The sequence below is a fragment of the Staphylococcus caeli genome (assembly GCF_900097965.1).
GTDB classification, from domain to species: domain Bacteria; phylum Bacillota; class Bacilli; order Staphylococcales; family Staphylococcaceae; genus Staphylococcus; species Staphylococcus caeli.
Genome location: NZ_FMPG01000012.1, coordinates 1 through 15319 on the forward strand (window position 1 = coordinate 1; position 15319 = coordinate 15319).

The window sequence follows — 15319 nt, forward strand, 5'->3', positions numbered from 1 at the left end:
TACTTATAATTTCTAGATTATTTGTCTCTGAACATAAAAAACACATCAAGCAACATTCAAAAGTTGCTTGATGCATCAAATATATTCATTTTTTATAGACCAACCGTTATTGACAAAGAGCCTTAATTGTTCATCTTTTACTATGAAACTGATATAATTAAAGATGCAAATTATAGAAGGAGCTTTAACCAATGATGGAAGCAAAACCTAAATCTAGAGAAATAAAGACAGCACATTTAATTGCATATAGTTCAGTCATTATTGTGATTCTTTCAGCGATACATCTTTTCTTAGTATTAGATGACAGTGTCATTAAACAAATGCTGATGAACAGTGGGCAACAAGCATCTGAGAACGCTGTTGGTACAATTAAGAGCAGTTTCCAATTTACAGGCATTATGTATCTCCTAGCCAATCTTGCGGGTGTATTAGCTATATGGAACCGTCATACATACCTATGGTGGTTTATGTTTGCAGTATTCGCATCACAAATTTTATATAACTTAATCAATATCGGCGCAGTATTTAATGCAGTGTTAGATGTGAAATCAGGAATAAATTTAGTTCCATTGACAGTCGTTTTAGTGATGTCATTCATATTAGCTGTATACATGTTAATTGTTTCACTAAAACGTAAAAGCACGTTCAATCGATAGAAGTTTGCTAAAGACGACGAACCTATGATATAATGCGTTTCGTATATAATGAATGGAGGACAAATTTCATGCATACATTAATAATAGTACTATTGATTTTAGATTGTATTGCATTAGTAACTGTGGTGTTACTCCAAGAAGGTAAAAGTAATGGACTATCAGGCGCAATTAGCGGTGGTGCCGAACAGTTATTTGGTAAGCAAAAGCAACGCGGTATTGATTTATTCTTGCATAGACTAACAATTATATTGGCTATCATTTTCTTTGTGTTAATGCTAGGCATTAGTTATTTTGGTTTATAAGGTCCGACAATGTTAAAGTCGGGCTTTTTTATTTATAATAGTAATATAGACCTTAATCGTTATTAAAATATATTTGAAACGACTTATATAGAGGACAATGTATGCGAAAGGAATGAAACATAATGCAGATTAAACTTCCAGAGCCTTTCTTTTTTGAAGAAGGTAATAGAGCAGTGTTATTGTTACACGGTTTTACGGGGAATTCTTCAGATGTTAGGCAACTTGGTCGCTTTTTACAGAAAAAAGGCTACACATCTTATGCGCCACAATATGAAGGACATGCGGCACCACCCGAAGAAATACTCCAATCTAGTCCATTTGTATGGTTTAAAGATGCACTAGATGGCTATGATTTCCTAGTTGAAAAGGGCTATGATGAAATTGTCGTTGCCGGTTTATCCTTAGGTGGTTGTTATGCATTAAAATTAAGCTTAACTAGAGATGTAAAGGGTATTGTAACAATGTGCTCGCCAATGTATATCAAGACAGAAGGCGCAATGTTTGATGGTGTGCTCGAATATGCGCGTAATTTTAAAAAATATGAAGGTAAAGATCAAGCAACCATTGATAAAGAGATGGACAATTTCAAACCCACAGACACATTAAAAGAGTTACAAGGACAAATTCAAGATGTCAGAGAACATATTGATGAAGTCATGGATCCATTATTGGTTATTCAAGCAGAGCAAGACCAAATGATTAATACAGATTCTGCAAACGTTATATACAATGAGAGCGAATCTGATGATAAAGATATTAAATGGTATGCCAATTCGGGACATGTCATTACAATTGATAAAGAAAAAGAAGCTGTATTCGAAGATATATACAATTTCTTAGAATCATTAGATTGGTCTCACTAAAAAGTAAAGTATTTAAAAATAGAAAGGAGGGGCATAATGAATTTAAAACAATCCATTGAAGAAATTATAAAACAACCAGATTATGAACCAATGTCAGTATCTGATTTTCAAGATGCATTAGGTTTAAATAGTGCCGACTCATTTAGAGATTTAATAAAGGTGCTTGTCGAACTTGAACAATCAGGTTTGATTGAGCGTACTAAGACAGACAGATATCAACGTAAAGGTACGAAGCAGTCCAAACAATCGAAGTTAATCAAAGGAAAACTGAGTCAGAATAAAAAGGGATTTGCATTCTTACGTCCAGAAGAAGAGGATATGGATGATATCTTTATCCCACCAACAAAAATTAATAGAGCGATGGATGGCGATACTGTCCTTGTAGAAGTCCATCAGTCTAAAGGTGAACACAAAGGTAAATTAGAAGGCGAAGTTAAGACGATTGAAACACATTCCGTTACACAAGTTGTAGGAACTTATAGTGAAGCGCGTCACTTCGGATTTGTATTGCCAGATGACAAGCGTATTATGCAGGATATTTTTATTCCAAAAGGTCAGAATCTTGGTGCTGTTGATGGACATAAAGTGCTCGTACAAATTACAAAATACGCAGATGGTACAGATAACCCAGAAGGTATCGTGTCAGCGATTTTAGGTCATAAGAATGATCCAGGTGTAGATATTCTATCTATCATCTATCAACATGGTATCGAAATCGAATTTCCAGATAATGTACTCTCAGCAGCAGAGGCAGTACCGGAAACAATTGAGCCATCCCAAATCAAAGGACGTCGCGATTTACGTGATGAATTAACGATTACGATTGATGGTGCAGATGCCAAAGACTTAGATGATGCGATTAGCGTTAAAAAATTAGGCAATGGTCACACACAATTAACGGTAAGTATCGCAGATGTGAGCTATTATGTAACAGAGGACTCAGCGCTTGATAAAGAGGCGTATAGCCGTGCGACAAGTGTGTATCTCGTCGATCGAGTGATTCCAATGATTCCTCACCGTTTAAGTAATGGTATTTGTTCATTAAATCCACACGTGGACCGCTTAACTTTAAGTTGTCAGATGGAAATTGATGAGCGTGGTGATGTCGTATCACATGAAATCTTTGATAGTGTTATTCACTCTAATTATCGTATGACTTACGATGAAGTTAATGAAATCATTACGGATCAAAATGCAGCAACACGTAATCAATATAGTGAAGTTACACCAATGCTTGATTTAGCACAGGATTTATCGCAACGCCTCATCAATATGAGAAGACGTCGTGGTGAAATCGACTTTGACATTAACGAAGCAAAAGTACTCGTTAACGAAGAAGGTATTCCTACTGATGTTGAAATGAGAAAACGTGGCGAAGGTGAACGTTTAATCGAGTCATTCATGTTAGCAGCCAATGAAACAATTGCTGAACACTTTGACCGTTTAGAAGTACCATTTATCTATCGTGTCCATGAACAACCGAAATCAGAACGTTTACGTCAGTTCTTTGATTTTGTGACGAATTTTGGATTAATGATTAAAGGTACAGGCGAAGATATTCATCCTTCTACATTGCAAAAAATCCAACAAGAAGTTGAAGGACAACCAGAACAAATGGTCATCTCAACGATGATGTTACGTTCAATGCAACAAGCACGCTATGATGATGTGAACTTAGGACACTTTGGTTTATCAGCAGAGTACTATACACACTTCACGTCACCAATTCGTAGATATCCCGATCTTATTGTGCATCGCTTGATTCGCAAATATATTGTCGAACAATCTATGGATAAAAAAGAACAACGTAAATGGGAAGACATGTTGCCAGAAATCGCAGAACATACGTCACAAAGAGAGCGTAGAGCGATTGAAGCAGAACGTGATACAGACGAATTGAAGAAAGCAGAATATATGGTTCAACATATTGGCGAAGAATTCGAAGGTATTATTAGTTCAGTTGCAAACTTTGGTATGTTTATCGAATTACCAAATACGATTGAAGGCATGGTCCATGTGTCTAACCTTACAGATGACTACTACCATTTTGATGAACGTCAAATGGCAATGATTGGTGAACGCCAAGCTAAAGTTTTCCGTATCGGTGACCCTGTGACAATTAAAGTCATCAATGTAGATGTAGATGAACGCATGATTGATTTCCAAATTGTGGGTATGCCATTACCGAAAAATGAACGCAGCCAAAGACCATCACGTGGTAAGACGATTCAAGCTAAGACACGTGGTAAATCATCAGACAAATCTAAAGATGATAGAAATGGCAAAGGCGGCCGTACGAAGCAGAAGCAACGTAAAGGTAAGAACAAACGCCATAATGATAAAAATAAAAATGGTAACACGAAACATAAACCATTTTACAAAGATAAAAACGTGAAGAATAAAGCACGTAAGAAGAAAAAATAACTCAACAAAGAGGTGAAACTCAATGCCAAAGAAAAAATTACCAGGTACATTAGCGGAAAATCGTAAAGCGAGACATGATTATAATATTGAAGATACGATTGAAGCGGGCATTGTGTTGCAAGGGACAGAAATTAAATCTATTCGTCGTGGTAGTGCAAACCTTAAAGATAGTTATGCACAAGTCAATCGTGGCGAAATGTTTCTAAACAACATGCACATTGCACCATATGAAGAAGGGAATCGCTTTAACCATGATCCACGACGTTCACGTAAGCTATTATTGCATAAACGCGAAATCACAAAACTGGGCGAACGTACACGTGAAGTAGGTTATTCAATCATTCCTTTGAAACTCTATCTTAAACACGGACACTGCAAAGTTTTACTTGGCGTGGCACGCGGTAAGAAAAAATACGATAAACGTCAAGCACTGAAAGAAAAAGCAGTTCAACGTGATGTAGCTAGAGAGATGAAAGCCCGTTACTAAGCGGATATATTGCCAAAGGTCTCAATCTTTGGTAATATTGTATGTGCTTTCTGAAAAAACTCTGAGATGTCAGAGTGACTAGAAAGTACATTTAATATTATTCAGGGGGCGTTTTTGGATTCGACAGGGGTTCCATGAGCTAGTTAAGCGTGTCGGAGGGTTGTCTCCGTCACCAACACACACAGTTATAATAACTGGCAAAGAAAACAATAATTTCGCAGTAGCTGCGTAATAGCACTCTGCATCGCCTAACAGCATCTCCTATGTGCTGTTAACGCGATTCAACCTTTAGTAGGATACGCTAGGCACTGCCGCTTGAAGTCTGCCTAGAAGAGAACAATCAAACTAGCATAATGACGGATGTCTATCACCTCCCATTATGCGAATTCCAATGATAGACTACGCACGTAGAAGTGCTAGTATCAGAACCTCTGGACGCGGGTTCGAATCCCGCCGTCTCCACTATGTAGCTCTCAACCATTGCGGTTGGGAGTTTTTTTGTATATTTATTATCTATTATTAAAGTATAAGAAAAGTAAAATTTATATGTTTATTTATGTTAGAATATTCAGTGAATTAGGTGTTTTAAATAATTTATGAATCGATGTGTGAGAAAATGAAGAGTAGTATACATCATATAGAATTATATGTTCAAAATATTAATGAAACTAGAGAATTTTATGAATGGTTATTACCTGAGTTAGGTTATAAACTTTACCAAGATTGGAAAAATGGTTTTAGTTTCAAATTAGGAAAAACTTATATTGTTTTTGTAGAAGTCGAAGAAGAGTATAAAAAGTATGGCTTCCATAGGAAAAGAATTGGATTAAATCACCTAGCTTTCAGTGTTTCAAATAGAAATAGAGTAGACTACATAAGTAATATTTTATTAGATAATGGCATGAATATTTTATTAGATAATGGCATGAATATTTTGTACGAAGATAAACACCCATATGCTGGTGGTGAAAATCATTATGCTGTTTACTTTTAAGATCCAAATAGAATAAAGTTAGAAATTGTAAGCGAGGAGTGACTATTTCATGATTCAATCTATAAACCACGTAACGTATTCTGTATCAGATATTAAGACATCTATTACCTTCTATAAAGACATTTTAAAAGCTAATATTTTAGTAGAGAGTGATAAAACAGCGTATTTTACTGTAGGTGATTTATGGTTAGCGCTAAATGAAGAAAAAGATATACCTAGAAATGAAATTCAATACTCATATACACATACGGCATTTTCAATTGAGGAAAGTGAATTTGATGAATGGTATCAATGGTTAAAAGATAACAACGTGAATATATTAGAGGGACGTAATAGAGATATAAGAGATAAACAATCAATATATTTCACTGATCCAGACGGCCACAAATTAGAATTACATACAGGTACATTACAAGATAGGTTAAATTATTATAAAGAAGAAAAGCCACATATGAAATTTTATGAACAGGATGATGAAGATGAAGGAGATAATGTTAGTAAATGAAAATATAAAGTTAAGAGATGCGATTGATGATGATGTGAAAGAATATCTTAAAATTCCATTCAATAAAGAATTATTGGAAATGTATGGTTCTAATATGAAGCCAAACACAGAAAAGTCATTAGATAAAGCACGATTATTAGTGCATGAGATAAAAGCAGCCCCTTATGAATGGGCTATTGAATATGAAGGAAAGTTTATTGGACAAGTTAGATTAACCATAGACAATGAAAATAACAAAGCGAAGTTTGCGATAGGTATATTTAACTCTCAGAATTGGAATAAAGGAATTGGAACAAAGGTTTCAAATGCAGTATTGAACTTTGGTTTTACCGAATTAAATCTTCACAGAATTTATTTAAAGGTTCTTGCTTATAATAAAAGAGCTATTAAATCGTATGAAAATGTAGGGTTTAAAATTGAAGGTGAAGAGAGAGAAGGAACTTTTATTAATGGGAAGTATGAAACGGATATTCACATGAGTATTTTAAAAAGTGAATATGAGCAATCAAACGAATAAGTTATACGCTTATTCATTTCTCGAATCATCAGAGAACGAATGTTAGAGAGAATACTTAAAGGAGGGATTTTTTGGTTAACTTTGCGCATATAATCAATGATGAAAATCAAAAAGAAATTGTGAGAGGTCGTGAATTAACTGATAGAGATAGAATTAGTAAAGAATATTTTTGTCCTAATGAAAATTGTGAAACAAAATTAGCTTTGAATATAAAATCAAATGGTGAAAATTATTTTAGTGCAAGTTATGATGATTTTGACCACATAAAATACTGTTGGGCAAAGAGTAAATACGCTAATCAAGTGATTTTGCCCCCAAAAGATAAAAATATAAATGATTTCTTAAATAGTTTAAGTAAGTCAGAATCCAGAAAAAGTGAAAAAAGCAAAAGTGAAAAAAATGATATGGATGATAATGTTACACATCGTAGAATGTCCACATTAAAAGATATTTTTTATTATTGTAAAAGTCATAATAAAGAAAATAATTTTGGTGATACTAAAATTAAATATATGTTTTTAGATAGTAGAACTAAAAACATGTATACAAAATTTATATACGAAGGAACTAAAGTGGTTATTGGAGATAGCATATTACCATTTAATCCTAAAGATGAAATGTTTAAAATTAAATATAACAATAAATTTTACTTCAAGATAAATTTCATTAATAGTTCTGTTTTTAATAAATGCTATAAAAAGTTAAATTTAAAAGGCCGTAATTTAAAAGATGTTAACGTTATGGTATTAGGTGATTGGAAAAGAAGTGGTAATAATACTTTGGTAACATGTATTAAGAACTCAAAACAATTTTTAGATATTTCCTCCTTTATAAGTGATTAATGTATTTAAGAAATTATTCATCTGTTTTAATTTTATATTTACCTCTGAAAGGTGGGAATTATCTGAATAGACCAGATTTTAAAAAAGGACTTATTGTTTTAGTTTTTTGTATACTTATAATCGGATACATATTAAGTAATATCGGTCACGAAAACAAATTAGAAGGATATTCAGTGGCTATTAACTTTTTTGGAATATTCGCTACATTTGGTGGTGCATATGTTGGGGCTAAAATAGCAGGGGATAATGCTAGAAAACTTTACGAAAAACAAAAGAAGGAACAGGATGATAATACATATAAAAAAATCGACTTAATTGTTAACGTAAAGTTGATAAAAGTATATGATCATGCAGCAAAATTCCAAAAATCAATAGAAGAAAATTACGAATATGATAAAGATAATGATACATTAATAGATATTAAAGATGCGATTACTGGATATGTTGAACCAATAATAGAATTATTAGAAGATAGAGAAGTGCATAATGGTTCAAATAAAATGAAGGAAAAATTATTGGAAATGTATAATGAATGTAATAGATTAATTAATTATATTTTAATGGTTGATATAGAGCAATCTGGATTACATACAGATGATAATTTTATGTTTTTAACCAAAGAAGAAAATGATAAAAGGATTAGCCTTGCACATACATATAAATCTGTGAAATTTGCTGAATATGTATTTGTAAAAGAAGTACTTGATGAAAAGCTAGATAATATACTGAATTCAATTACAAAAGAGAACGTACTTATAAATAATTTAGATATTAAAAATGGTGCAGAACGTAAATTTACTATAGATTTGTAATTGCTCTTTAAAATAGTAGGATATACAATAATAATAATAAAAAGGTAGTACTACTAATTAAAGAAATCTCGTGTATACGAGAATGAATACGTTCAAAGTGCACAATTTTATGCTGTTTTTTAATTTTAACATTTTATACCGATGTACTAATCAAATTTAAACGTTGATATGACAATGTTTATAGAGGTTATTAAAGATATAGATAAACGGTATAATGAACTCCCGTCGTCTCCATACATATTAAGCTCTCAACCATTGCGGTTGAGTTTTTTGTTGCCATAGTATTGCCAACTAACAACTATATTAAGGTACTTCAAAGATTAAACTAAAAATCTAATTTTAAAAATTGGAAAATACCAATATGCGATTATTACTAATGACTTTTTTTGCTTGGAACATAAATAAGTTGAAGTCGTAAACAACAACGTTATATCATAAATAGTAAGTTTTTTACTGTGATTTAAATACATAGAGATATTATTATGTGTGCTTATGTGAATAAATTATAGAATAATTTGCCTAGAAATTGCTTATAGAGTTAAAACGGTATATAACCATTAATAATATATGATTTGTTAGCAATTAACATTATCTTTAATTTAATATTATGTAAATAAGTGTTTGTGATTGAGTGATATAAAAAAATATAAACGCTGATTATGATTTTAGACATTTACTGATAAAAGTTCATCAAAGTGCTCATTGATTTTGAATTTTTTAATAAATTAATATGCCTTAGTAACAGTATTTGAGATATAATATTTTAAAAGTAGGTGCAAAAATGAAAATATCAGTTCAGATTAAGCAATATTTTGCAAAGGAAAAATCATTTTCTAGTTTTATAACTATCTCGTTGGTTTTAGTAGTAATAGGTAGTATAGTTTATAATGTATATAAAAATGGCGAAACATTGCTTGATGAAAGTGTAGTTTCTTTGGCTGCATTTACTATGCTAATTTATACATCATATCTTCAAAATAAAGATTTACAACTAACTAGAAAAGAATTAGAGATGACAAGAGAAGAATTAAAAGGAACAAAGGAAGTACAAGAAAAACAAAAAAATCAAATGATTAAGAGTAATGAAATGATGAAAGAAACAATTGTACAATCTAGGTACTTTGAATTACTGAAAGTTAAAGAAGATACTTATAAAATGGTTGAAGAAGAAGAATATAATAAATTATCTATGTATATTCAAGAATATAAATTAACGATAATAAATAAATTAATAAAATCAGCTAAAGAAGAAGTTATGAGTGAAATAATAGAAGACTATATAAATAATAACAATTTAGTTGGAATGTCAGTATCTGATTATAAAAAAGGAAGGTTTCCAATTTCACCATATGATTTAAATTTAATTCTACAAAAAAGAGAAAATGGAAATGAATTAAATCAAATTTTAAAAAGCACTTATAAAATTGTAAAACCAAGTTGTAACATAAAATTGAGTAGAAACCAGGAAAAATTATATAAAACAAATAAAACAATTGTAGATTTAATAAAGTACATAGATGAGAAAGATAGACCGAAAGGATTTTTAAAGTCATTTGAATCAAAAACGCAAAGTATGAGTAATATGGGGGTATTGAGTTCAAAGTTTGTCATATTTGGAGATTCTGTAGTTAAAATAGATTATACTTTGTATGAATTATATAAATTAACGTTATTAAATGAAGAAAAACTATTTTATAAATGTGTGAATAATACACTGACTTATGATGAGTTAATCGGTTAAATAAAGCAATAGTTGGCAAATAAGAGAGAACAAATTTATATTGTTTTTACAATTTTAACATTTTATACGGAATTAGTAAGGTAACGTAAACGTTAATATGACAATACTTATAGCGATTTTTAATTGCATAGACAAAAGGTATATCAACTCCGTCGTCTCCATAAATATGAAACTCTCAACCATTGTGGTTGGGAGCTTTTGTTTGATGTTCTACTGCAATTTCTTTTATAAGTAATTTAAATATAATTGTGATCTAATTTAAGTTATAAAATAACGCCCAAATTAAGTTTTGGCGCGTTAATTATATAATAGGTGTGATTTTGCAGATTATTTGCGTGCTTTATAGATATTAATTTTCTATTTTATCAGAAGTACCAATTTCTATTCTTTTATCTTTTAAAGTTATAAATCTCTAATTATTATATCCTTCACCTGGTACTACATCACCATGAGGATTGTAATTTTCATTTGGATCTAAAACAGGCACACCATTTTCGTCAACTTCACCAGTATAACCATATTTGTCATATTCTGGATCATAATGATAGGTGTGACCATCATTTGATTGTTGAGATTGGGAATTTTGTTGCTCTTGTGATTGTACTGGAGCTTGTGTACTAGGTTGTTCCTGAGACTGTACTGGTTCTTGTGTACTTTGCGGTTCTTGAGGTTGTACAGGCTGCTCTGTACTTTGTTGTTCTTGTGTGTTTACAGGTTGTTCAGTACTTGCATTTTCGTTTGAATTTTGTCCGTTGCTTTTGTCTTCTTTAGATTTTTTGTCTTTCTTATCATCTTTAGATTGCTTGTCATCGTTAGACTTTTTATCTTTTTTCTCAGATGATTTAGTATCATTTTTATCATCTAAACGACTTTCCTCTTTATTGCCACATGCTGCTAATACTAAGAAGCTTGATAATAATAAAATTAAAACTTTTTCATTTGAACATCCCATTAAATTAATTTTATAAGTTAATTGTACTATACCTAAAAAATAATTGGGCTATAATGGCAAAATAAAAACCTCAAACTTTATCATTACAATAAAATTTGAGGTAAGAGGAAATTATAAAATTTAAATATGTTAGAATATTCTGTGAACAACAAGCTTTTAAATCTAAGGATGTGAATTATCATAGAATATAGATTAACAAATTTCCACTCACACTATTTGGATCAAATTAATGAATTAAATGAACAAGAAGGATGGGACAATCTTGTAGCAGAAAAAGAAAACTATTTGAAAGCATTAGAAAATTCTATCACTATTGTTGCAGTTGATAACAATGATAATGTTTTAGGCTATATTAGAGCTTTAACAGATGGTTATGTAACTTTGTTTGTCTGTGAATTATTAATAATAAAACAGAAAAGAGGTGAGGGTATAGGTAAGTTATTGATAAACGATTTACATATAAAATATCCTCATACAAGAATTGATTTATTAGCGACAAAACAATCCTCTAAATTTCATGAAAAACAAAATTTCAGAACGTTTTATGGTTATAGAAAAAATTTAAAATATTAAGGTAAATCTTGAATTTAAATAAAGTGAAAATTTTTTTACTTATTCATTGTATTCAATATCATCATAGGCATTAGTCCAATGAAATGGTTGTAGTTCATTTAGTAACTTATACTGTGGTTGATTATTTTGAGTAGTTACAGCTACCTTGATTTGATTTCCCCAATATAATAGTCTTTCTTGGCAAGTACCACAAGGTGTCAGTATTTTAAACTTACTATGTTCATCATCTCTAACGACGCATATAGTATGTGTAATAATATCTTGATGTTTATGTGCTTCTAAGATGGCACCTGTTTCTATACATAGAGCACTCGATGCATTTATTATTTCAGGTGCTACTGAAGTATAAATGTTTCCAGACTTTGAATACATTGCAGCAGCGCCACCCCAACCATGAGGGTATCTTTTATTAATTAATGCTTTAGCAGAGTCAAAAAGTTTTTGTTCTATTTGCATATAAATCACTCCTTAAATTAGCTATATAAATGTATTTTACTAAACTTTAGAATAATATTTAACTAAGTATCAAAGATATTTAAATAAATATTAAGAGCGGAGGGTGTTAAATGATTGAATATGAATGGCTTCATTTAAATAGAGATGCTAGAGAAAAAGGTAAAGTGAAAGAGGTTTTACACCCTGACTTTAAAGAGTTCGGTAAGTCAGGCAAAGTATATGATAAAACAGATATAAGTGATATTAAGTTAGATGGAGATGAGTATGAAATACATGAATTTTTAGAGTATAGTCTATCTGATGATTGTAAGTTATGTACATATACACTGTATAGTATTACTAAAAATAGTGTTACAAATCGGAGTTCAATTTGGAAGTATTATGAAGATGATTGGAAGTTATTGTTTCATCAAGGTACAGAGAAAGCAATTTAATAATCTATGTGGAAATATTTTGACTACCTAACCTAATTTTATATTAGATAAATTTTATTGGAGTGACAATTATGAGGTCAGAATCTGAAATAATAAGTACTATCATAGAAATAGCAAGAAATAATGAAAATATTAAAGCGGTATGTTTGAATGGTTCTAGAGCTGATAAAACAATTAAAAAGGATAAATACCAAGACTTTGATATTGTATATATTGTTGAAAACATGGGTATACAAGTTTCAAATTTGGAATGGATAAATCAATTTGGCAAAAGAACCATAACACAATATCCGGCATTAGAAGATTTATATCAATATACGTCCAAAGAAAAATCCCCAATTTTAATGTTGTTCGACGACTTTAATAGAATTGACTTAACTATTATTTCAAAAAGCAATATAAAACAATACTTACAGGAAGAAAAAATAACACAAGTATTATTAGATAAAGAGAGTTTGTTTTCATCCCAAGATATTTATATAAATAAAAATTCTGATTTTGATATTCCGTATCAAAAAGTTTTCGATGAATGTGTCACAGAGTTTTATTGGATTTCAACAAATGTTATGAAAGGTTTATGGAGAGAGGAATTGATATATTCAATGACTCATTTAAATATAGTAAGAGAAATGCTATTTCTTATATTGTCTTGGAAAATCAATTTAGAAGCTGGAAGCAGCATTGATTTAGGTAAGCATTATAAATATATAGTTAAACATTTAAACTCTTATGAATATAACTATATTCATTCGTCATATCCTAATCTGAATAAAAAAGAAATTGTTAACTCATTATATACTATGATAAAACTATTTGATGAAACTGCACTTAAAGTAAGTCATCAAAGTAATGTGAATTATACTTCTAATATGTATAATGAGGTGAAAAAATATATAGGTTATATTGATACTGTATAAAAAGATATCTTGGTTAATGTTTCTATATCCTTATAAATTGGGTATGATGTAAATATCATAAACAAGGGAGTTTTATAAAAATGGAAAAATTAAATCAAGTCATGTTATATGTAGATGATCAAGCTAAAGCTGTTGAATTTTGGAAAGATACAATGGGATTTGTTGTTATTTCTGAAGAAGAAATGGCAGAAGGTTTTAAAGCGGTAGAAGTTGCACCAAATGAATCAGTAGAAACGTCATTATCAATTATTGAAAAAGAATTTATGAATAAATACAGCCCAGAAGTAAGTCTTGGTACGCCATCATTAATGTTTAAAGAAAAAGATTTTGATGCATTATATGAAAAATTAAAAGAAAAAGGGTTAACTGGACATGATATTGTAGAAATGTCTGGATTACGTGTATTTAATTTCCAAGATGGACAAGGGAATTACTTTGCAGTAAGTGACTAATTCATTTGAAATTTTAATAGTTTACTAAGATATAAAGAAACACTTTATTTGAGTTGCTAGAACTTTAATAAAGTGTTTTTTGTTTTAATCTTTAATTTCTAAAATGTTTAGTCCCTCAGAAGCTTGTGGTTCTTCAAAAAAACTACTTACATAATTGAATGTGGCTTCTGTATCATAATCTGCTCTTTCGGGATTAGTTTGGCTACGAATTTTTAGTTGTTGTAAGCATGTTGCGTCATCAATATTCAAATAAATGAGTTGATGATCTGCTTGAATTTCTGAAACAATATCTAAAAACCATTGTCTTTGATTGATTGTGTTTCCTGGAAAATCCATTACCACATCTACGCCAATTTTAAGTAATTGTTGTACATGACTATGGACAAATGGTTTCATGCGGGAAGAAAAAGTTAAATAATCATCAAACGATTGAATCTGATTTGGATAAAGTTGGGATAAAATATCATCTTCGGATAAAAGTATTGCATTTTTTGATTCTGCAATTGCTTTAGCTTTTGTCGATTTACCAGCACCCATTTTACCAGCAAAGCAATATAATGTACCTTTTGTAGCCATAACATAACCTCCAACTTTAAATATTAAATATAAGTTTAACACAAACTACGGTACTTAAACTTTAGTTCATGTATAATATATGCAATATTATTATTTGAAGAGGTGCGATATGATTCAGACAATAATTACAGCTACAATATTATATACTGCAACAGCCGTAGATTTATTAGTGATTTTATTAATATTTTTTGCCAAAGCATCTACAAAAAAGGAATATCGAAATATCTATATTGGACAATATTTAGGTTCACTTATATTAATTTTAGTAAGTCTATTTTTTGCATTCGTCTTACATTATGTTCCTGAAAAATGGATGTTAGGTTTATTAGGACTCATACCAATTTATTTAGGTATCAAAGTAGCAGTTTCAGGAGATTGTGAAGGGGAGGCCCGTGCTAAACGTGAATTAAATGAAAAAGGATTAACTAAGCTCATAGGTATTGTAGCATTAGTGACAGTAGCAAGCTGTGGTGCAGATAACGTTGGATTGTTTGTACCTTATTTCGTTACACTCAATTTAGTAGAATTAATAACGACGCTCATTGTTTTTGTCATTTTAATATTTATCTTAGTATTCACAGCACAAAATCTATCGAATGTATCAGGTGTTGGCGAAGTTATAGAAACGTATAACCGTTGGATTATGGCAATCATTTATATTGGTTTAGGCGTATTTATTGTAATTGAAAACGAGACTATTACAACTATTTTAGAGATTTTATTCAAATAGCAATGCAATATTTAAAATTAGAGTAAATATAGTTTCTTGGTTTTTAATTTTGCTTCATTTTGAGGTATAATATTCAAATGGAAAAA

The 15319-nt window shown here is 30.5% G+C and carries 19 protein-coding genes and 1 other RNA gene; 17 read left to right on the plus strand and 3 right to left on the minus strand.

What is annotated here, in order from left to right; translation table 11 throughout:
• The first annotated feature begins 194 nt into the window (after window positions 1-194).
• From BJS11_RS10465 to BJS11_RS10520, 12 genes are all read left to right on the plus strand, one after another.
• Window positions 195-656 (plus strand): hypothetical protein, encoded by a 462-nt coding sequence (locus BJS11_RS10465; RefSeq protein ID WP_069996212.1) that lies wholly within the window; start codon window positions 195-197, stop codon window positions 654-656.
• A 68-nt stretch (window positions 657-724) separates the two neighbouring features.
• Entirely contained in the window at window positions 725-958 is a 234-nt protein-coding gene (gene secG, locus BJS11_RS10470) for a preprotein translocase subunit SecG (protein ID WP_069996139.1), read from the plus strand.
• Between the two features lie 122 nt (window positions 959-1080).
• Window positions 1081-1821, plus strand: a complete 741-nt coding sequence (locus BJS11_RS10475) for an alpha/beta hydrolase (protein ID WP_069996140.1) — start codon at window positions 1081-1083, stop codon at window positions 1819-1821.
• A gap of 36 nt (window positions 1822-1857) precedes the next feature.
• Window positions 1858-4245: a ribonuclease R gene (rnr, locus tag BJS11_RS10480; RefSeq protein ID WP_069996141.1), complete on the plus strand. Its 2388-nt coding sequence runs from the start codon at window positions 1858-1860 to the stop codon at window positions 4243-4245.
• A gap of 22 nt (window positions 4246-4267) precedes the next feature.
• Window positions 4268-4732: an SsrA-binding protein SmpB gene (gene smpB, locus BJS11_RS10485; protein WP_069996142.1), complete on the plus strand. Its 465-nt coding sequence runs from the start codon at window positions 4268-4270 to the stop codon at window positions 4730-4732.
• A 104-nt stretch (window positions 4733-4836) separates the two neighbouring features.
• Window positions 4837-5197, plus strand: a transfer-messenger RNA (tmRNA) gene (gene ssrA, locus BJS11_RS10490).
• 151 nt (window positions 5198-5348) lie between these two features.
• Window positions 5349-5726, plus strand: coding sequence for a VOC family protein (locus BJS11_RS10495; RefSeq protein ID WP_069996143.1), 378 nt, complete (start codon window positions 5349-5351; stop codon window positions 5724-5726).
• A gap of 49 nt (window positions 5727-5775) precedes the next feature.
• Window positions 5776-6231, plus strand: a complete 456-nt coding sequence (fosB, locus tag BJS11_RS10500) for a FosB/FosD family fosfomycin resistance bacillithiol transferase (RefSeq protein ID WP_069996144.1) — start codon at window positions 5776-5778, stop codon at window positions 6229-6231.
• Window positions 6206-6748, plus strand: a complete 543-nt coding sequence (locus tag BJS11_RS10505; protein ID WP_069996145.1) for a GNAT family N-acetyltransferase — start codon at window positions 6206-6208, stop codon at window positions 6746-6748. The genes fosB and BJS11_RS10505 overlap by 26 nt, the downstream gene beginning before the upstream one ends.
• A 71-nt stretch (window positions 6749-6819) precedes the next feature.
• Entirely contained in the window at window positions 6820-7590 is a 771-nt protein-coding gene (locus BJS11_RS10510; RefSeq protein ID WP_069996146.1) for a hypothetical protein, read from the plus strand.
• Between the two features lie 173 nt (window positions 7591-7763).
• The gene (locus BJS11_RS10515) at window positions 7764-8402 is read left to right on the plus strand and encodes a hypothetical protein (protein ID WP_142351590.1); all 639 of its coding nucleotides are present in this window, start codon (window positions 7764-7766) and stop codon (window positions 8400-8402) included.
• Window positions 8403-9183: 781 nt separating this feature from the next.
• On the plus strand, window positions 9184-10143 hold the full coding sequence (locus BJS11_RS10520) for a hypothetical protein (RefSeq protein WP_069996148.1): 960 nt from the start codon (window positions 9184-9186) through the stop codon (window positions 10141-10143).
• A gap of 412 nt (window positions 10144-10555) precedes the next feature.
• Here the strand turns inward: BJS11_RS10520 and BJS11_RS10525 are convergent, their stop codons facing one another.
• Window positions 10556-11095, minus strand: coding sequence for a hypothetical protein (locus BJS11_RS10525; RefSeq protein WP_069996149.1), 540 nt, complete (start codon window positions 11093-11095; stop codon window positions 10556-10558).
• Window positions 11096-11311: 216 nt separating this feature from the next.
• On the opposite strand from BJS11_RS10525, the gene BJS11_RS10530 reads away from it, so the two are divergent.
• Entirely contained in the window at window positions 11312-11668 is a 357-nt protein-coding gene (locus BJS11_RS10530; RefSeq protein ID WP_159427261.1) for a GNAT family N-acetyltransferase, read from the plus strand.
• Between the two features lie 39 nt (window positions 11669-11707).
• On the opposite strand, the gene BJS11_RS10535 is transcribed toward BJS11_RS10530, so the two are convergent.
• Window positions 11708-12124, minus strand: coding sequence for a cytidine deaminase (locus BJS11_RS10535; protein WP_069996151.1), 417 nt, complete (start codon window positions 12122-12124; stop codon window positions 11708-11710).
• Between the two features lie 110 nt (window positions 12125-12234).
• Between BJS11_RS10535 and BJS11_RS10540 the strand changes: the two genes are divergently transcribed.
• The 3 genes from BJS11_RS10540 to BJS11_RS10550 all read left to right on the plus strand — a co-directional run bounded on the left by BJS11_RS10540 (window position 12235) and on the right by BJS11_RS10550 (window position 13927).
• A complete protein-coding gene (locus BJS11_RS10540) occupies window positions 12235-12558 on the plus strand; it encodes a nuclear transport factor 2 family protein (protein WP_069996152.1) in 324 nt (107 codons plus the stop codon).
• A 71-nt stretch (window positions 12559-12629) separates the two neighbouring features.
• Window positions 12630-13475, plus strand: a complete 846-nt coding sequence (locus tag BJS11_RS10545; RefSeq protein ID WP_069996153.1) for an aminoglycoside 6-adenylyltransferase — start codon at window positions 12630-12632, stop codon at window positions 13473-13475.
• A gap of 80 nt (window positions 13476-13555) precedes the next feature.
• Window positions 13556-13927 (plus strand): VOC family protein, encoded by a 372-nt coding sequence (locus BJS11_RS10550; RefSeq protein ID WP_069996154.1) that lies wholly within the window; start codon window positions 13556-13558, stop codon window positions 13925-13927.
• Window positions 13928-14011: 84 nt separating this feature from the next.
• Here BJS11_RS10550 and BJS11_RS10555 read toward each other — a convergent pair whose 3' ends face one another.
• Entirely contained in the window at window positions 14012-14503 is a 492-nt protein-coding gene (locus BJS11_RS10555) for a P-loop nucleotide/nucleoside kinase family protein (protein WP_069996155.1), read from the minus strand.
• Window positions 14504-14612: 109 nt separating this feature from the next.
• Here BJS11_RS10555 and BJS11_RS10560 point away from each other — a divergent pair, with 109 nt between their 5' ends.
• The gene (locus BJS11_RS10560) at window positions 14613-15233 is read left to right on the plus strand and encodes a CadD family cadmium resistance transporter (RefSeq protein WP_069996156.1); all 621 of its coding nucleotides are present in this window, start codon (window positions 14613-14615) and stop codon (window positions 15231-15233) included.
• Window positions 15234-15319: the final 86 nt, after the last annotated feature.